Here is a 17361-nt window from a genome sequence, read left to right as displayed (position 1 = left end):
TCAAAGGAGAACGTCGTGGGCACCACTGGACTACTACTCGTCGCTGTGGCGAGTGTCGCTTTGCTTCTCGTAGCCGTCATCAGACTGAAAGTGCCTGCATTTCTGGCACTGCTGGCAGTGAGCATCCTCACCGCCGTCGTCGCGGGCATCCCGCTCGGTGAGATCATGGACATCGTCGTCGCAGGTATGGGCGGCACTCTCGGCAATGTCGCGCTGCTCGTCGGGCTCGGCACGATGCTCGGCAAGCTGATCGAGATTTCCGGTGGAGCGAGATCACTCGCAGAAAAGGCCGGAGAGGTCTTCGGGCCGAAGCGATTGATCGCCGCGCTCGTTGCAGTTGCCTTTCTGCTGGCGATCCCGGTGTTCTTCGATGTCGGTTTCATCGTGCTCGTCCCGATCATCTACGGATTCGCCGTCGTGCTCGGCGTCGACCCGGTCAAGGTGGGCTTGCCCGTAGCCGGAATCATGCTCGCCATCCACGTCACGGTTCCGCCGCATCCCGGTGTGGTCGGCGGCGCTGCTCTGGTCGATGCAGATCTCGGTTGGCTCACCATTCTTTCGCTGCTGATCTGTCTCCCTCTCGGCGTACTCAGCTACTACGTGGCCCGAATCCTCAATCGTCGCGACATTCCCATGCTGCGTGAAACCGCACGAACCTTCGCTACCTTCTCCGCGAATGCCAAGGCGGGCGTAGCCTCGGGCGGCGCTGCCGATTCCGGCTTCAGCGCCGTAGGTTCGAAGAGTCCCAGCGCAGGTGACGACGGTGAGGATCCGATCACGATTGCCGGTCGCGAACGGCCTGCCGGGTGGCTTCCGGTGGCGGGTCTGATCGTGCTGCCGATCGTGATGATCATGTTCGGCACTGTTGGCGGACTGCTCGTCGACGAGGATTCTGCCGCGGCGGGCGTCCTCGGGTTCGTCGGTGCCCCAGCGGTCGCGTTGCTGGTCACCACCGCCCTTGCCTACATCGTTCTCGGTGTGCGCCGCGGGTTGACCTCGCAGCAGATCGGGCAGGCACTCGACGCCGGGTTGGCCCCGGCGGCGATCATCATTCTCGTCACCGGTGCGGGTGGTGTGTTCGGCCGCGTGCTCACCGAAACCGGGATCGGCGACGCGCTGGCCGGATCGCTCTCCGCGGCTGGGTTGCCATTGATCGTGTCGCTGTTCGTGGTCGCAGCAGCCCTGCGCGCCTCGCAGGGTTCGGCTACGGTGGCGATCGTCACGACCCTCGGATTGCTCGGCGCCGCAGTCACTTCCGGTGACTACACAGTCGTTCAAGTGACGTTGTTGGTGCTCGCTACTGGCTTCGGCGCCCTCGGGTTCTCGCATGTCAACGACTCGGGCTTCTGGGTGGTCACGCGGTTCTTGGGCCTGTCGGTCGGTGATGGCTTGCGTACGTGGACGGTGCTGACCACTGTGCTGGGCCTCGCCGGATTCCTCATCACCTTCTTGCTGTGGGGTGTTGTGTCGGCTGCAGGGCTGTAGCCGGTTCGGTGGCCTTGACTTCGGCACTGGATAGTAGAACTATCCAGTAAGGGGATAGCCACACCGAAGGGACGAGCGATGGCCGGTAACGGAGTTCAACCAGGACGCTATACAGCCGAGATGGATGGCGAATTCGTTGTGTTCCTGATCGGGATGCGACTGAACAAGCTGTGGAAGATCCACAAGTGGATCCACGCCTTCGTCGCCATGCCGCGCATGCTTCGTGAGCTGCAGCAGCACCCCGAGAAGGGACTGCTCGCAGCGCGAACATCGTTGGGTGGCCGAACGATCACAGTGGTGCAGTACTGGCGTAGTTTCGACCAGCTCGAAGCGTTCGCGAAGAATCTGAACGACCCGCATCTGCCGGCGTGGCGGGCATTCAACAGGCGAGTGGGTGTCAACGGTGACGTGGGGATCTATCACGAGACCTACCGTGTCGGGGTCGGTCGACACGAGTCGATCTACGCGAACATGCCTGTCATGGGCCTGGCTGCGGCCGGGCGATCGGTCAAGGTGGGCAAACGCAGCGAGACCGCGCGAGCCCGCATCGGGGCGAGCTGACCACATCTACCAGTGCCACGCATTGCCTCCGACGTTCTCGATCGTGCGCTGCATGACGCGAATCGCCGTCACGAACTCGGCCTCGCTGATTCCCTGCATCCGTTCCTCGTGTAGCTGTTGCTGAAGATCGAAGGCGCGCTGGAATTGTTCGAGGCCCGCGTCGGTGGGCTTCAAGCGCGAACCGGTTTCGACGAGCCAGCCTTTCGCGGTAGCGGAGGAAATTGCTTCGACGATGGCCTCGGGGGTGTCGTTGTGACCGATCTTCTCGATGGTTTCGTCGCGGTCGATACCGTCGGGATCAAGGGAAAGCTGTTGTAGCAGCCACCATTCGGGCTGCATGAGACCTATCTCGCGCAGCGCCCCCTGGGTACGCTCGCGAATGGCTTCGCCGGCTCGTGCGGTCCAGAATCCGATCGGTTGACGTTCGGGCGGTTGCATCGGTTTTGTTGTCATGGGCATGACGGTAGAACCTGAACATAGCTCGAGGTCAACACCTTTCTCGGTCTGGTCGGAGCCCTGCGTTTCGCTACAGATGGATCTGAATGGTCTCGGCGAGCCGGGCGATGCATTCGTCGTTCCTCTTGTAATGGACCCACGGGCCGATCTTTGTCGGTGTCACCAAGTTGGCCCGGTGTAGGACGGCCATGTACTGAGACGCTGTCGATTGGGACACGCCTGCTCGCGACTGGATGTGTTTGAGGCACACTCCCACTTCTTCCGCGGGTGCCGACTGAGGCGGGAAATCGCTTGGGTCCTTGAGCCAGTGCATGATGGCCAGCCGTGCCGGATTGCCGAGCGCAGCGAACACGGCCGACAGCTCACGCTCATCGAGTGGTGTGGTCACCCGCTCGACTATACCGGCCATCGCAATATCGCGATTTGTGGTTAGATAGGCAAATCGCAATATCGCGATTTACAGATGGAGGATTCTCGATGAACCAAACGAAGCGGGTTGCCGTCGTGGTCGGCGCCAGAGGTGTGATCGGCAGCAATCTCGTGCGGCACCTCCAGAGCAGCGGGGACTGGGATGTAGTCGGCGTTTCCCGACGCGGAGGCGATGATGGACCGAGGCTACGGCATATTTCCGTCGACCTACTCGATGCCGAGGGCACTCGCCGGAAGTTGTCGCCGCTGACCGACGTCACCCACATTTTTTACGCCGCATTCCAGGACCGGCCAACGTGGACCGAGCTGGTTCCTCCGAATGTGGCGATGCTCGTCAATGCTGTTTCAGCCATCGAAGCGGTGTCGCCCGGTCTCGAGCATGTAAGCCTGATGCAGGGTTACAAGGTGTACGGAGCCCACCTTGGACCGTTCAAAACGCCTGCCCGGGAGAGCGATCCGCCGCACATGCCTCCTGAGTTCAACGTCGACCAGCAACAATTCCTGGAAACTCGCCAACGTGGCAAAGCGTGGACGTGGTCAGCCATCCGCCCCTCGGTGGTGTGCGGTTTCGCCCTCGGTAATCCGATGAACCTGGCGTTGGTGATCGCCGTCTACGCCACCCTCTGCAAGAAGCTCGGCGTTCCTTTTCGCTTTCCAGGTGCGCCCGGTGCCTACACGTCCCTCATCGAGATGACGGACGCCGGGTTGCTGGCCGAAGCCACGGTGTGGGCAGCAACGACACCCGAGTGTGCAAACCAAGCATTCAATATCAACAACGGCGATCTCTTCCGCTGGAACGATATGTGGCCGCGTATCGCGTCCTACTTCGAGCTCGCGACTGCGCCTGCGCTACCGATGTCGCTGGACGTCGTCATGGCTGACAAGGAGCCGGTGTGGGATGCAATCGTTGCAGAAAACGGTCTGGCCGAGACCCCGTATTCCGATGTGTCTTCCTGGGCATTCGGCGATTTCGTGTTCGCCTGGGACTACGACGTCATGGCCGACGGTTCCAAAGCACGTCGCCTCGGCTTTCATCGGTTCGTCGACACCGAGGCAATGTTCGTAGACATCTTCGACGACCTGCGAAAGAGAAAAATCATCCCGTGACGTTGCCACCCTTCGGGGGCGCGGAGATCCCGTCGTACATGACCCGTCTGATGGCGGTGCCCAGGCGCTCCTGTGCGGCCGGGTCGGGTTCCCTCAATGCGGCAAGAACCCCCGAGAGAATCATGCCGTTGATGGCCCGGGCAGTGGACGCGATGTCGAGATCGGTGCGTAGGTAGCCGATGTCGACGCCGTGTTCGAGGTAGCCGGCAGTCAGTCCTACAGCGAATTCGTGGAAGTCCAGCACGCGTTCGCGCATGTCGGCGTCGATTCCGGCGGCTTCGAGTACGAGGAAGCGTGCGACTCTGGGATCCGAGCCGAAGACCGAGGTGAGGGCGTCGCCGATTCGTGCGGTTTGGCGACGGTAGTCGGCCAGGCTGCTCGCTGCCTCAGGGGCGTTTTCGGCCGTCAGTGACGCGACCACTCGCTCGATGAGATCGGTGATGACGTGGTCGACGATGTCGCGCTTGTTCTCGTAGTACCGGTAGAACGTGCCGTGGCCGATGCCGAGACGTGCGGCGATGTCTGCGATCCCGGTGGCGTGATAGCCGCGCTCGGTGAAGCACTCGAATGCAGCTTCGACGATTTCCCGTCGTAACTCCTGCTTCTTCCGCTCGGCCCGAGTCCGAGGTGAACCCACTGTCATGGCCCCAGCCTATTGCACTGGACGCAAAACTGACATACCGTTCCGAAAGTGACGTCAGATACTGGCTCGCGCGGTCTCACGCCGACTGACCGGCACGCTCACCTCGATCCCTAGGAGATCTTCATGGCCACGGACTATGACGCCATCATCATCGGCGCCGGATTCGGCGGCATGGGCGCCGCCATCCAGCTCAACAGGCTCGGTCACCACAACCTGCTCATCCTCGAGCGCGAGTCGGATCTCGGCGGAACTTGGCACGTCAACCGGTACCCGGGACTGGCCGTCGACATCCCCTCGTCCACGTACTCCTATTCGTTCGAGCCCAACCCGTACTGGTCGCGGCTCTTCGCGCCGGGTTCGGAGCTGAAGAACTATGCCGATCATGTCGCCGAGAAATACGGTCTGCGACGGCTCATGCGCTTCGACACCGTCGTCGACGGCGCCTCGTGGGACGAAGACAATGCCCACTGGACCGTGAGGTGCCGCGGCGGTGCGCAGCTGACCGCGAAGTACCTGGTTACCGCAACCGGGTTTCTGTCCCAGCCGAAGGTGCCCGACATCGACGGCATCGATACCTTTGCCGGCAAGATCATCCACACCACCGACTGGGACGACACTTACGACCTGACCGGCAAGCGCGCCGCCATCATCGGCACCGGGGCGACCGCCGTCCAACTCATCCCCGAGGTCGCCGAGAAAGCCGCCGAACTCACCGTCTACCAGCGCACGCCGATCTGGGTGAGTCCGAAGCCCGACGCCACCATCCCTGCCCTCGTGCAGAAGACCTTTGCAGCACTTCCGTTGACGCAGCGAATCGTGCGCCTCATCGGTACGTCCATTCTGGAGATGATGATGGTCTCCGGCGTACTGCACTACAAGCAGTTGCCGCTGGTGAACAAGCTGGGCGAACTGTGGTGTCGAGCCCATCTCTCGCGGCAGGTGCGGGACCGAGAGCTCCGCCGAAAGTTGACCCCGGACTACTCCTTCGGATGCAAGCGCCCGACCTTTTCCAATGACTACTACCGCACGTTCACGAAAGACCATGTGAGCCTGCAGACCTCATCGATCGAGAGCGTGGACGCCGAGGGTATCCGCACCGCCGACGGCACCAGACGCGACATCGACGTGCTGGTGCTGGCCACCGGATTCAACCTTTGGGACGTCAACTTTCCGGCGATCGAGATCATCGGTCGCGGCGGCCGCAACCTTGGTACCTGGTGGCGCGAGAACAGATTTCAGGCCTACGAGGGGATCGCGGTTCCGGAATTCCCCAACTTCGTCTCCCTCAACAGTCCGTACTCCTATTCGGGGCTATCGTATTTCACGACGATCGAGTCCCAGATGAGGCACATCGACCGACTGTTCACCGCGATGCAGGACCGTGAGGCGACGGTCTTCGAGGTCACCCATCATGCCAACGACGACTTCCTGGAACGGATGACGGCGAAGGTCGGCAACTCGGTTTTTGCTCTCGGCCAATGCGCTACGGCCAACAGCTACTACTTCAACCAGCACGGCGAGGCGACACTGCTCCGGCCGAGCTCCACGCTCAGCACCTACCGTCAGGCAAGCAGTTTCCCGCTCGACGATTACGACTACGCCTGAGGGGCGGGTCGGTTGTACGCCACTTGCGTAGAGAGTCTTCAACGCAACCGGTTCGGTGTGCATGGCACAGACCGAGCAGTAGGTTGAGCGTGCTAGCGTCCTGGCATCTTCGGGGGAGGGGCTGCGGTGAGCTTGAAAATGCGTTTGGTCCGCATAGTGGGGTTGTTCGGGGTGTTGGCGTTTGCGGGTTTTATGTTGCCGAATCTGGGTCCCGGGGATCCAGGGACGTATGAGGGGGTGGCGTCTCCGGCTACGACGTCACTGCCGGTGCCGTCACAGCATCTCCCATCGTCGACGTCTGCTCCGGGGTTGCCGCCGGGTTTCCCGTCGATGCTGTTTCCGCCGCCGGAGGTGGAGGTAGCGGAGGGTGATCCGATTCCGATCAACACCAAGTTCGGCGTGAGCTACACGGTCCCGGGAGATTGGCGAAACTCGTCGCGGGGAGTCACCGGATGGAACACCGACTTCGGCAGCGTGGTGTACGGCGGCGTCGCGATGTACGACTACGACTATTGCCCAGAGCATCGAGACGGTGCCACGAAGGCGCTTACTGGAATGACCGGCAGAAATGGGGTCGATATCCCGACGGCTGCATTCGAGGCAAGCCGTGACGCCGAGATTATTTTTCGTAGCAAGCCTGGTGATGATGTCGTGATCGAGTACTCGGAGCCCGTGGATTTCGAGATCGACGGCGCACCTGCGGTTCGGTACTCGGCACAGATATCGAACATGACGCAGAAGTTCGACTGTGATCCCGTCGAAGCCACTTTCGATGTTGTTGCGACAGAGGGTTTCTCCAACGCGACCGTTGCAGTGTTCATGGTGCAAACTGATCGACGAGTAGAGGGCGCACTGAGCGAGACCGAAGTCGAGCAGATAATTTCGACTCTGCGCCGGGAACAATAGGGGCTGACAGTGAGCGCGGAGACATTTTACGCTGAACCAAACCACATCTCAGGCCTCGGCCGGTTGGCATCCGAGATTGGTTCGGAGACGCTCGCGGCACACAGATACTTCAACGAGCATGCGACACCGCTCGGTGATTGGCAAGGTGAGGTGTTCCATTCTCTGCTGGAGCCCTTCGACGCTCTGCGCGACATGTGGCGCGGTCGGCATGTTGGCCTGTCGTCGAACTGCATCGAAATCGGAGACCGGCTCAACACTGCGGCCTGGCTGTACGTGGACCAGGAGAACAAGAACTACGACGTACTCAACGCACACACACAGCTTCTGCCGAAGGAGTTGCCCGGTGCAGATCGAGGGAGTTCCTCTCACGCTGCGGTAGGCGTCGTCGTGCTCTATTCCGACCCCGAGGATTACGGGCACCCCGATGGAATCGATTACCCCTCGCCCGCCACCTTCCCGGACGATGTGGCCGAGGTTATCGCCGATGCGGCCGGCTGGCTGGGCGATGTGGATGACGCAATCGAAGAGATCGTCGGACGCAGCCCGCTCCGAGAGTTGATCGAACCGCTGGGAGGAAACTGGAACGACCTGCGGCGCCTCGGAGCGGCCTACCGGATTGCCGGCGAGGCGATGGAAAGCGGAGGTACGGCTCTGGAACGGGGAACTGCCCGTGTCGACGAGTTCTGGGACGGGATGGCCGCTGTCGCCTACGAGGATTACGCAGCGAAGCAAGTTGATGCGATGCGCTGGGAGGGCTCGTGCGGTCGGGTCATCGAGGCTGTTGCCGAGCGCGCTGCGGACGAGATCCGGCGCTCGGTACACACCCTGGTCTCCACCATCCGTCGGTTCCTCGAGGAGGAAATCGATTTGACGAGTGGTCTCAATGTTCTGAAGTTTTTGTCGAAGAAGGTTCCGTACGTGGGCTGGGCCTATCAGATCTTCACGGTGTACGAGATCATCCGCAAGGGAATGGACTTGTGCGACAAACTCGTCGAACAAGTCCGTGTGGTTACTGACGCGTTCAAGGAGTTCCTGTCCCTGGTTGCAAGCCCCAGCGGGTATCTGAACGATCAGTTCGAACGGAAGTTGGCACCGGTTACCGAAAAGATCGAGGACGCGAAGCTTCTGTGGGATGTCAAGGTCACCGCTGACGCCCGCCCGGTATACGACCTCCCCGAAGGCCCGTATTCGATCGGCGTAGGCGATGAACCTTGGGCGGACGCATGACCGAACCCACGGATCCGCTGCTTCGGGAGGCGATGAGGACGATGGCCGATGCGTTGGACCGCCTGTCCGACGCGCGCGCCGAAGTCGAACGAACCCCGATGCCCTCGTTCACCGAGCCGCGGGTCGCGGACAGTTCGCTGATGTACTTTCTCGCTTCTCGTCCCGAAGCGTCACCCGAATTGCGGGCATACGCCGAACGCGTGAGCCTGGGAGAGTGCAGGTGGCAGGACATCGACACCGCATGCGTTCCCTTGCCTCCCGAGGTACTCGAACTGAAGCGCGAGCCGCTGCTCGTCTGGTTTCCGCCATCACAAGAGCCGCCTCCCGACGACGAAGAGCCGTATACGATTCCGTGGCAGTAGCCGAACCGGAATCCTTGCTGACGTGCGAGGGCGCTCGACACTGGGGTGGTCCCGAGCACGCCCTTGTCGATACCGAGACCGGCCATGCTCAGCGCCGCGGAGGGCCGTACCCGGATCGATATCCATACACACCCGAGTCGCTGGCTATTGTGTTCGCCATGGCCAAAGAACGTGATCAGCCCGAGTCCGCGGTAGATGGACGAACCGTGCGGTGGGCCGATCACAAAGCGGAGCGTCGGACGCGCATTCTTGACGCCGGCGTCGCTGTCATCGGCGAGAAGGGGCCTGACGTCGGGGTCGAGACGATTGCGCGACGGGCCGGCGTCCCACGGTCCGTGGTGTATCGAGTGTTCAAGGATCGTTCCGACCTCGATGAGCAACTGCGCGTGCGGATTCTGGGTATTCTGCTCGATCGCCTGGCCGTGGACCCCATGGGAACCATCGGGGAAGCTGTCGCCGACGGAGTGGACAGCTACTTGAGCTGGGTGGTCGAGTTTCCGCAGCTGCACCTGTTCCTTGGTATCGGCTCGGCCAGTCGCCGGACCGAGGGGTCGCGGACGGTGACGGGCGCGAAAACCGCTGTGGCGGTGAAGGTGACGGCCGTGTTCGACATGAACCTGCGCGCACGCAACGCCGATCCGGCACTGGCCGAAACTTTGGCGTTCGGGCTGATCGGACTCATCGATCACAGCGTCAACAGGTGGCTCGCCAACCCCGAGCGGGCCATCGACGAGCAGCAGCTGGCCGAGTTCTTGAAACTGTCCATCTGGCAAGTAGTGGACGGGGTGGCCAAACGCGAGGGGATCGAGATTCGACCGAGCGATCCGGTCATCTACTCGTAGCGCATCAGGTCAGGCAGCCCTGGTGGCGGGTTCGCTGCGATAGCGCGATGGCCGACCGTCGATACGCATGGCCTTCCACACTCGACGCGAGAAGCGATTCATCAGTCCCAGCTCGCCGCAGAGCATGCGCACGTCACCGAACATGTCGCGCAGAACCTTGCTCGAGTGCTCGCTGTCCCACCACACCTCGTCGACGACCTCTTTTGGAATGTCTAGGTCGCGCCGCATCTTTCGGGTGGGTTTGAGGATGGCGTCGCACAGTACGCGCATGACGATCGGGGTCGCGACGCCCATCACGGCCCGTTGCCGCGAGCTCAGCTTGGGTGCCTTGTATTGCAGGTATTGGTGCGCGAAACCGATGTGCCGCGCTTCCTCTGCCACGTGGATCTGCATGATCCGAGTGACCAGTGGGTGACGCTCATGGCCGCTGCGCAGCATGGTCTTCTGCACATGGTCGATCGGCTCCTCGCCCGCCAGGACGCCGACGAAGAATCCGAACGGGAGTGGGCCGGCAGCCAGGGGCATGATCGGTGCTAGTTTTCGGAACCATCGCGGCCCGCCGGCAACGTCGATGCCCATGCGGTTGACCAATTCCTGGAACATCTGAGTGTGGTGGCACTCCTCGGTCGCTTCGTGTGTGGAGTAGCGAAATTCCGGTGAGTTGTTCGGCAGCGAGAGCGCGTAGTGCATGAGGCCGCTGATGAGGATTTGCTCGAACTGCAGACCGACCTTCATGGTGTTGGCCTGCATGTACATGCCGATCTCGATCTGCCGCTGTAGTGGCAGCGACCGGTACCACGTGGTGGCGCCAAGGGGGTCGAACGACGGCAGGACCCAGCGTGGATCGTCGGCAATCACCGCGTAATCGGGGTCATCCCAGTCGATGTCGACGAAGGCGTCGAAATGTTTGTGCACCGAGGCGGTGGAGAGCGTCTGCAGGGTCTGCTCGTACGCGATTCGCGTTGTGCTCGCAGTCATGGTGACGAGGTCCTTCCGAGCGAGACTATCGCCCAAACATCTACATTGGACAGGATGTCTCATTCACATTAGTGCAACACGCTGTCACAGACAACCGTCCTTGACGAGCTAGAGCATCCTCCCTAAAGTCGATTTCGAATCGAGATTGACTACCGGGCGTCTCGACTGCGAGTGGGGAGCGGGACACATGGCGCAACGGGACGCGACGGTAGCCATCGTGGGCGCGGGGATGTCGGGGTTGTTCGCCGCCCGTGAGCTGCATCGTCAGGGAATCGACGTGCTGGTTCTCGAAGCAGCGGATCGGCTCGGGGGTCGCGCGTTGACCGAGACGACCGTGCTCGGATCTCGAGTGGACCTCGGCGGCCAGTGGATCGGCCACGATCACCATCGCGTGACTGCGCTCGCCGCCGAGCTCGGCGCCACCAAGTACGCCATGCACACACGAACGCTGCCGCAGGCGATCGACGGAGACCGCACCCTGTCGATGCTGTCTCCTGAGGGGCTCGAAGCCACCGCGTGCTTGACGATCGTTGCTGCGCTCTCCGAGTTCGGAGGGACCGAACGCTGGGGCGATAGCACCGTGCAGTCGTGGCTGGACCACGTTCCGGGGGCCAGTGTTCGTCGTCTGCTGGAGGTGATCGCGCAGATCTCCTGGACCGTCGACCTGGACCGGTATTCCGTCGATTCGTTGGCGAAGATGATTCGGCGAGAGGGTGGCATCAAAGACATGCTGTCGACGTCCGGCGGCGCGCAGGAGTCTTTGCTCGTCGAGGGGATCGGAGCGCTCATCGACGGCATGGCCGCGGAGCTCGGACCGCGTGTGCGCACGGGGAGCCGCGTCACCGCGATCGTTCGCGACGACAGCGGGGTGACGCTCCGAACCTCCTCCGGTGAGGTGCGAGCTGCGAAGGTCATCGTCACGGCTGCGCCGCCGATGGCGCGAAAGATCGAGCACCAACCTGCTCTCCCGCCGGGGCGGGTAGCGCTGGAGGAGAACACGTCCATGGGGTCGGTGTACAAGGCGATCGCGGTGTACGACGAGCCCTTCTGGCGCGAAGGCAAGGGCGGGGAGTTCATCATTCTGGACCGACCGGGCGGGGGAGTCTTCGACACCAGCCCCGTCGGCGGGCCGGGTCACCTGTGCTTTCTCGCGGGCGGACCATCAGCGCGGGAGATGTCCCAGCTCGACGCGCAGGCTCGTCGCGAGGCCGTTCTCGCGCCACTGGCGCGGCACCTCGGATCCAGGATTCTCCAGCCGGCGGGTTGGCACGAGAAGTCTTGGCACTTGGACGAATTCGTCGGTGGCGGATACTCGGCGGTGCCCGATCCGGGGATGAGCGAGTTGCGTCTGCCGATGTGGTCCGAACCGATCGGCCACATTCACTGGGCGGGTACCGAGACGGCCGACGACCATGCTGGGTACTACGAGGGTGCCATCGAATCCGGGTCCCGGGTAGCGCGCGAGGTGGCGGCGGCGCTCACGGCGAATACGACGCGAGGTACGCGGTAACCATCCGTCGCGCCTCGTCGATGGTCGCCTCGTCACCCTCGGGCACGCGGAAGGCTACCTCGAAGATGCGGTCACCGGCCTCGTAGGAAAGGTGCACGGCAAGCAGTGGGGTGTCCGGACGGACGAGTTCTCGGTCGATGAGGAGGCGCAGGATGCGCGCGCTGCGGGCCTCGTCGGACGCGTCTGTGGGTACCTCGAGGTTCGAACCGCGGCCCGAGAACCAGAGTTGAACGATGCTCGGGTACGACCGGAAGTAGGCGACCACCGCGTCGACCACCGCGTCGACGGCCTCGCCGAGCGTGCACGGCGGTAGGGCATCGAGGGCGCCGATGATTCGCCCGTCGAGTGCGCGGGTGTGCCGTGCCATGAGCTCCGCCTCGATCTGGAACCGGTCGGCGAAGTAGTGGTAGACGGAGGCGGTGGGAATGCCTGCGCGCTCTCCGATGGCCTTGAGGGTGGCGCCCTCGTAGCCCTGCTCGGCGAGCAGCTCTTCTGCGGCGGCGAGCAGCGCCTTCACGCGTTCTGCCCCTCGGCGTTGGACGCCGGTCGAACGGCTCTGAGTCGAGGTCCGCGCCGCCTGCTTCTTCGAACCGGACGTGGTAGTCGAAAACTCGATCACGATTCGAAACGGTATCAGCAGCTGCGCGTCGGCGGTCACTCGTAGGTTTACAAATTTCTAGATTTGTCTATCAAAATTACAAAATGGCTGTATTGTCTAGTCAGAAGTGATCGCACTCACCAAGGAGGAACCGATGACGACATCGAATGTCGAACATCAGGCGGAGGCGCCGACCGACGCCTGGCGCGACCGCAAGCGCTATCTGTGGCTGATGGGCTTGATCCCACCGACCGCGGTGTTCGTCGCCACCGGTTTGGTGTGGGCGTTCAACCAGCTCGGCTGGACAGCTGTGTCCCCCGTTTGGTGGTGGATCGGCGCGCTGCTCGTCTACGGACTCCTTCCCGTTCTCGACCGCTTCTTCGGACCCGACGGGCAGAACCCGCCCGACGAGGTGATGGAGCAGCTCGAGAACGACAAGTACTACCGCTACTGCACCTACGCCTACATCCCGTTCCAACTCACCTCCCTCGTGCTCGCGTGCTACCTGTGGACGGCGGACAACCTGAGCTGGCTCGGCATCGACGGTGGACTCGGCCTGATCTCGAAGATCGGGCTCGCCATCAGCGTCGGCGTCATGGGCGGCGTCGGCATCAACACCGCGCACGAGATGGGCCACAAGAAGGACAGTCTGGAGCGGTGGCTCTCGAAGGTCACTCTGGCCCAAACGTTCTACGGACACTTCTACATCGAGCACAACCGCGGCCACCACGTCCGCGTCGCGACGCCGGAGGACCCCGCCAGCGCAAAGTTCGGTGAGAGCTTCTGGACCTTCCTGCCGCGCAGCGTGTGGGGCAGCCTGAAGTCCTCGTGGGAACTCGAGCAGCAACGCATGCAGCGAGTCGGCAAGAGCACGTGGAGCATCCACAACGACGTACTCAACGCCTGGTTGATGTCCGTGGTTCTCTATGCGGTCCTGATCGCGGTCTTCGGTCCGGTCGTGTTGCCGTTCCTCATCATTCAGGCGATCTACGGATTCTCGCTGCTGGAGACGGTGAACTACCTCGAGCACTACGGCCTGCTGCGGCAGAAGAAGGACAACGGCCGGTACGAGCGCTGCGCGCCGGAACACAGCTGGAACTCCGATCACATCGTGACCAACATCTTCCTTTACCACCTGCAGCGTCACAGTGATCACCACGCCAATCCCACTCGGCGGTACCAGGTCCTGCGCAGTATGGAAGGCGCACCCAACCTGCCCAGTGGCTACGCGAGCATGATCTCGCTCGCCTACTTCCCACCGATCTGGCGCAAGGTGATGGATCACCGCGTCCTCGATCACTACGACGGCGACATCACCCGCGTGAACATCCAGCCGTCCAAGCGCGCGAAAATTCTGCGGAAGTACGGAGCACAGGTATGAACGAGTCGATGCCTGAATCGATCGCGATCATCGGTGCCGGCGCAACAGGTTTCACCGCAGCCAAGACGCTGCGCGAGAAGGGGTTCACTGGAATTGTCACCCTGATCGGTGACGAGCATGCGCAGCCGTACCGACGGCCGGCTGTGTCCAAGGAACTCCTCGCCGGCACCAAGACCATCGAGCAGGTTCTGCTCGGCGCGCTCGCGGACGAGATCGCCTTCCGTCACGGCGATACGGCGGTGTCGATCTCGGCGGGCGAGGTGGTCCTCGACAGCGGAGATCGCGTCCCCTTCGATGCCCTACTGCTCGCCACCGGTTCCCGTGCCCGGCAACTCGATCATCTCGACGGCGCGCCCGTCTTCACCCTGCGCACCGCGTCCGACATCGAACCGCTGCGCGCCGAGATCCGCCGGACCGGTTCGCTCCTGGTCATCGGCAGCGGACTGATCGGGTGCGAGGCGGCAGCGGTCGCCCGCGAACTCGGCGCCGAGGCAACGATTCTGTCCGCGGACATGCCGTTGAGTCGAATTGTGCCACCGGCTATTTCGGAGCTCTACCTGAACCTGCACGCAGAGAAGGGCGTCGCCATCCACACCGGCGTCACCGTGGCCGCGGTGGAAAAGCTGCCCGACGGCACCGTCCGCGCAATCGCCGAGGACGGCCGCAGCTGGGAGGCGGGCACGGTGCTGGTGGCCGTGGGGTCGGTAGCCAATGCCGAACTCGCCGTAGCCTCGGGCATCGAGACCCGCGCGGGCATCGTCGTCGACGCGCAGATGAGGACGTCGTCGTCGAACATCTACGCGGCCGGCGACGTCGCCGAGGTTCCCAACACGATTCTCGGTGGGACCTATCGCAGTGAACATTGGAACGGCGCGATCGATCAGGGCGCGGCTGCGGCGCGTTCGATGCTCGGCATCGGCACTGACGGTCTGGATGTTGTCGACGGCCTCGACGTTCCGTGGGGATGGTCCAACCAGTACGGAGTGAACCTGCAGTTCGCCGGTTGGACCGGAGCAGACGACGACTACGTGGTTCGCGGTTCGATCGCCGACCGGCGTTTCACCGCGTTCGCGTTGCGCGGCGACAAGCTGGTTGGAGCTGTCGGCATCGGCCGGCCCAAGGACATCAGAGCTGTGCGAGCACTGGTCGCGGACCAGCGCCCGGTCGACCGAGCGTTGTTGGCCGACGACAACGTGGACCTGACCGCGGTCACCGTGCCCCTCAGTGGCGTCAGAGAATGAACCCGATCGTGAGGAGCACGAGAGCCAGCAGGGGAGTTGTGCCCTGCACGATGGCTGCGCGTTTCTTGTCGGGCGAGGTCACCAAGAGCACGATCGCTGCCAGCAGCATCGAACCCGTACCCGCGAAAATGAGCGCGGCTCCGGCTGCGGTCGCGTCGATGAGCACGGCGACGATGCCCACTGCCGTGACGACCGCCAAGAAGAGGTTGTAGAAACCCTGGTTGAAGGCCATCTCTTTGGTGGCTTCAGCTTGTTTGACGCTGGTACCGAATGCCGTGCGGGTGCGCGGTGCGGTCCAGAGGAACGATTCGAGCACGAAGATGTACACGTGCAGCGCGCTAGCGAGTGCGGCGAAAATCAGACCGGCGGCGATCATGTGAAGCCCTTCTGCGGTGCGAACGGACACGTCACCGTATCGCAGGAGGTGCTCGGGGGAGGTCGACTCCTGTCGTGCGCGGCCGGGTGGGTGGGCGGATCTGCGGCTGAGCGGGTTGGAGCGTGCAGATTTAACCTCCTATTGTGCGCCTGAGCGGTCCGTAGACGCACAATAGGCGGTTAAATCCGCGGGCGGGGGCGACTATCGGCGCCGACGGATGGCCCACCCCGCCACACCGGCAGCCACCGCGGCGGCGACGCCGGCGCCTACCCAGATCGCGGTTGGGCCCGGAAGAAGCCCGTTGTCTGCCTCGGCGCGTTCAGCGGCGGTGACAACGTGTGGCTCCCCGAACGTGGAAGCACCCGCAGTCGGATCGACATGTCTCCTTCGGCTTTCATCGACCATTCACTTGCCGACTCACGCCGCAGATCTACAGATCCAACCCTGGCGCCGACGCGAGGTCGACGAGTGAGTCGACGTCGATTCCGTCACCGAAGCCGAACTGCACGACCGTGTTCGACGGCCGGAGCACCCTCAACCGCTCGGATGGTTGATCGCCACTCGCGAACTCGTCGGTCCAACCGGTGACGACGGTGCCGTCGGGCGGGGTTGTTCCGCTCACGCCAGGACTGTCCGACACCTCGGCGTCGCGCCACTCGGTGTTCTCCTCGACCGAGATTTCGACGGTCAACTCGGTTGTACCGGCGGGTGTTTCCACGTTCACTCTGTTGCAGGCACTTCCACTGCCGTACGACCCTGGGACCAGGTCTCCTATGGGCCGGTCGGTGCGCGCAGCAGGGAAGGAGATGGCCCACTGGTCCGCCAGTGCTGCGCCGAGGCGTTCGACCACATCCTTCGAAAGCGGAGGCACTGGGTTCTCCCGCGACGACCGGCAGTCGTGACGCGGCGGTGGCGTTCCATCGGGGACTTGTGCACTCACACGCAATTCGGGGTTCGAGACGATATCGCGGAGTTCGTCGACCTCCAGCGGAAGCGCCGAATCTTCTCCTTCGCTGGTCGTTCTCGCACTGACGAGAGTGTCCGCGAAGTACGCGATCGCTGTCCGGTGATGTGTCGACACCCCGTCGTATTCGGAGACCGCATCCAGCGTATCGACGACGGTGCCGTCGGGAAGCGTCGTTCGTTCGTCGACCCGCCCTTCGGTACACGGCGGTACCTCACCGTCCCACGCCTCGGCCGACACCCTCAGCGAAGCATCGGTACCGCCGCGACCGACGACGCCGGAGGCCGTACTGTCGCCGCCGATGTCCTCGACCGTGATTCCGTTCCCGATCGTGGCGTCTTTCGGGTAGATGTCCATCGGCTGGAACACCAAGGACTCCGAAGGGGCAGCGAACTCCAACTCCACATCGGTGGGCAATGATTCGATCAACGCATCCGACATCGCCGACGCCTTCGCTGCCGTCAGCCAGGGGTAATCGGGTTGTCGTATGTACCCATGTAGGAGCCGATAGTGAAGGAGAACCCCTCCCCGGCGGGGAAGACCACCTCGCAACCAGGTATGGCCTCGACGTCGGGCTGCGGATGGTTGGTCACACCGGCAACCACCATTCCGACGGCCACGACCGCCGCCACGACCGCGACGTCGATCCACACCCCACCGCGTCGCATCTTGGTTCGCACCAGAGGAGCC

At 62.9% G+C, this 17361-nt stretch carries 19 protein-coding genes; 11 read left to right on the top strand and 8 right to left on the bottom strand.

The window, feature by feature from the left end:
• The first annotated feature begins 15 nt into the window (after positions 1–15).
• On the top strand, positions 16–1485 hold the full coding sequence (locus KVY23_RS13230; RefSeq protein WP_230556853.1) for a GntP family transporter: 1470 nt from the start codon (positions 16–18) through the stop codon (positions 1483–1485).
• Positions 1486–1605: 120 nt separating this feature from the next.
• Positions 1606–2046, top strand: coding sequence for a DUF4188 domain-containing protein (locus KVY23_RS13225; protein WP_230556851.1), 441 nt, complete (start codon positions 1606–1608; stop codon positions 2044–2046).
• 6 nt (positions 2047–2052) lie between these two features.
• On the opposite strand, the gene KVY23_RS13220 is transcribed toward KVY23_RS13225, so the two are convergent.
• Positions 2053–2499, bottom strand: coding sequence for a MarR family winged helix-turn-helix transcriptional regulator (locus KVY23_RS13220; protein ID WP_230556849.1), 447 nt, complete (start codon positions 2497–2499; stop codon positions 2053–2055).
• Positions 2500–2572: 73 nt separating this feature from the next.
• Complete coding sequence (locus KVY23_RS13215) at positions 2573–2911, bottom strand: helix-turn-helix transcriptional regulator (RefSeq protein ID WP_075838145.1); 339 nt, start codon at positions 2909–2911, stop codon at positions 2573–2575.
• Positions 2912–2979: 68 nt separating this feature from the next.
• Between KVY23_RS13215 and KVY23_RS13210 the strand changes: the two genes are divergently transcribed.
• Positions 2980–4038 (top strand): SDR family oxidoreductase, encoded by a 1059-nt coding sequence (locus KVY23_RS13210; RefSeq protein ID WP_230556847.1) that lies wholly within the window; start codon positions 2980–2982, stop codon positions 4036–4038.
• On the opposite strand, the gene KVY23_RS13205 is transcribed toward KVY23_RS13210, so the two are convergent.
• The gene (locus tag KVY23_RS13205; protein ID WP_230556845.1) at positions 4028–4681 is read right to left on the bottom strand and encodes a TetR/AcrR family transcriptional regulator; all 654 of its coding nucleotides are present in this window, start codon (positions 4679–4681) and stop codon (positions 4028–4030) included. The genes KVY23_RS13210 and KVY23_RS13205 overlap by 11 nt on opposite strands.
• 123 nt (positions 4682–4804) lie before the next feature.
• Between KVY23_RS13205 and KVY23_RS13200 the strand changes: the two genes are divergently transcribed.
• From KVY23_RS13200 to KVY23_RS13180, 5 genes are all read left to right on the top strand, one after another.
• Complete coding sequence (locus KVY23_RS13200) at positions 4805–6286, top strand: NAD(P)/FAD-dependent oxidoreductase (protein ID WP_230556843.1); 1482 nt, start codon at positions 4805–4807, stop codon at positions 6284–6286.
• 237 nt (positions 6287–6523) lie between these two features.
• Positions 6524–7192 (top strand): hypothetical protein, encoded by a 669-nt coding sequence (locus KVY23_RS13195; protein WP_230556841.1) that lies wholly within the window; start codon positions 6524–6526, stop codon positions 7190–7192.
• Positions 7193–7255: 63 nt separating this feature from the next.
• A complete protein-coding gene (locus tag KVY23_RS13190) occupies positions 7256–8419 on the top strand; it encodes a hypothetical protein (RefSeq protein ID WP_230556839.1) in 1164 nt (387 codons plus the stop codon).
• Entirely contained in the window at positions 8416–8781 is a 366-nt protein-coding gene (locus KVY23_RS13185) for a hypothetical protein (RefSeq protein WP_230556838.1), read from the top strand. Before KVY23_RS13190 ends, KVY23_RS13185 begins: the two co-directional genes overlap by 4 nt.
• Complete coding sequence (locus tag KVY23_RS13180; RefSeq protein ID WP_230556836.1) at positions 8772–9623, top strand: TetR/AcrR family transcriptional regulator; 852 nt, start codon at positions 8772–8774, stop codon at positions 9621–9623. Before KVY23_RS13185 ends, KVY23_RS13180 begins: the two co-directional genes overlap by 10 nt.
• Positions 9624–9632: 9 nt before the next feature.
• Here the strand turns inward: KVY23_RS13180 and KVY23_RS13175 are convergent, their stop codons facing one another.
• A complete protein-coding gene (locus KVY23_RS13175; protein WP_230556834.1) occupies positions 9633–10601 on the bottom strand; it encodes a diiron oxygenase in 969 nt (322 codons plus the stop codon).
• 187 nt (positions 10602–10788) lie between these two features.
• On the opposite strand from KVY23_RS13175, the gene KVY23_RS13170 reads away from it, so the two are divergent.
• Positions 10789–12111 (top strand): FAD-dependent oxidoreductase, encoded by a 1323-nt coding sequence (locus KVY23_RS13170; protein WP_075838151.1) that lies wholly within the window; start codon positions 10789–10791, stop codon positions 12109–12111.
• On the opposite strand, the gene KVY23_RS13165 is transcribed toward KVY23_RS13170, so the two are convergent.
• Complete coding sequence (locus KVY23_RS13165; RefSeq protein WP_230556831.1) at positions 12080–12730, bottom strand: TetR/AcrR family transcriptional regulator; 651 nt, start codon at positions 12728–12730, stop codon at positions 12080–12082. The two genes, KVY23_RS13170 and KVY23_RS13165, sit on opposite strands and share 32 nt — an antisense overlap.
• A gap of 133 nt (positions 12731–12863) precedes the next feature.
• Here KVY23_RS13165 and KVY23_RS13160 point away from each other — a divergent pair, with 133 nt between their 5' ends.
• Both KVY23_RS13160 and KVY23_RS13155 read left to right on the top strand, forming a co-directional pair.
• On the top strand, positions 12864–14090 hold the full coding sequence (locus tag KVY23_RS13160) for an alkane 1-monooxygenase (protein WP_230556829.1): 1227 nt from the start codon (positions 12864–12866) through the stop codon (positions 14088–14090).
• On the top strand, positions 14087–15331 hold the full coding sequence (locus tag KVY23_RS13155) for an NAD(P)/FAD-dependent oxidoreductase (RefSeq protein ID WP_230556828.1): 1245 nt from the start codon (positions 14087–14089) through the stop codon (positions 15329–15331). The genes KVY23_RS13160 and KVY23_RS13155 overlap by 4 nt, the downstream gene beginning before the upstream one ends.
• Here KVY23_RS13155 and KVY23_RS13150 read toward each other — a convergent pair.
• The 3 genes from KVY23_RS13150 to KVY23_RS13140 all read right to left on the bottom strand — a co-directional run bounded on the left by KVY23_RS13150 (position 15321) and on the right by KVY23_RS13140 (position 17351).
• Entirely contained in the window at positions 15321–15707 is a 387-nt protein-coding gene (locus tag KVY23_RS13150) for a DUF1304 domain-containing protein (RefSeq protein WP_230557098.1), read from the bottom strand. The genes KVY23_RS13155 and KVY23_RS13150 overlap by 11 nt on opposite strands.
• Before the next feature lie 430 nt (positions 15708–16137).
• The gene (locus tag KVY23_RS13145) at positions 16138–17112 is read right to left on the bottom strand and encodes a hypothetical protein (RefSeq protein ID WP_230556826.1); all 975 of its coding nucleotides are present in this window, start codon (positions 17110–17112) and stop codon (positions 16138–16140) included.
• 20 nt (positions 17113–17132) lie between these two features.
• Positions 17133–17351 carry a hypothetical protein gene (locus KVY23_RS13140; RefSeq protein WP_230556825.1) on the bottom strand — a complete coding sequence of 73 codons (219 nt, stop codon included), beginning with the start codon at positions 17349–17351 and terminating at the stop codon, positions 17133–17135.
• Positions 17352–17361: the final 10 nt, after the last annotated feature.

Origin of the sequence: Rhodococcus sp. I2R (assembly GCF_020889545.1) — a bacterium.
Taxonomy (GTDB): Bacteria; Actinomycetota; Actinomycetes; order Mycobacteriales; family Mycobacteriaceae; genus Rhodococcoides.
Note: the sequence above shows the minus strand (reverse complement) of the source record. Positions and strands in the feature narration are given on the sequence as shown.

Coding starts and splice junctions, on each gene's coding strand:
- KVY23_RS13225 (WP_230556851.1), top strand. CDS start 1,606: ATGGATGGCGAATTCGTTGTGTTCCTGATCGGGATGCGACTGAACAAG.
- KVY23_RS13220 (WP_230556849.1), bottom strand. CDS start 2,499: ATGACAACAAAACCGATGCAACCGCCCGAACGTCAACCGATCGGATTC.
- KVY23_RS13215 (WP_075838145.1), bottom strand. CDS start 2,911: ATGGCCGGTATAGTCGAGCGGGTGACCACACCACTCGATGAGCGTGAG.
- KVY23_RS13210 (WP_230556847.1), top strand. CDS start 2,980: ATGAACCAAACGAAGCGGGTTGCCGTCGTGGTCGGCGCCAGAGGTGTG.
- KVY23_RS13205 (WP_230556845.1), bottom strand. CDS start 4,681: ATGACAGTGGGTTCACCTCGGACTCGGGCCGAGCGGAAGAAGCAGGAG.
- KVY23_RS13200 (WP_230556843.1), top strand. CDS start 4,805: ATGGCCACGGACTATGACGCCATCATCATCGGCGCCGGATTCGGCGGC.
- KVY23_RS13185 (WP_230556838.1), top strand. CDS start 8,416: ATGACCGAACCCACGGATCCGCTGCTTCGGGAGGCGATGAGGACGATG.
- KVY23_RS13175 (WP_230556834.1), bottom strand. CDS start 10,601: ATGACTGCGAGCACAACGCGAATCGCGTACGAGCAGACCCTGCAGACG.
- KVY23_RS13170 (WP_075838151.1), top strand. CDS start 10,789: ATGGCGCAACGGGACGCGACGGTAGCCATCGTGGGCGCGGGGATGTCG.
- KVY23_RS13160 (WP_230556829.1), top strand. CDS start 12,864: ATGACGACATCGAATGTCGAACATCAGGCGGAGGCGCCGACCGACGCC.
- KVY23_RS13155 (WP_230556828.1), top strand. CDS start 14,087: ATGAACGAGTCGATGCCTGAATCGATCGCGATCATCGGTGCCGGCGCA.
- KVY23_RS13150 (WP_230557098.1), bottom strand. CDS start 15,707: ATGATCGCCGCCGGTCTGATTTTCGCCGCACTCGCTAGCGCGCTGCAC.
- KVY23_RS13145 (WP_230556826.1), bottom strand. CDS start 17,112: ATGTCGGATGCGTTGATCGAATCATTGCCCACCGATGTGGAGTTGGAG.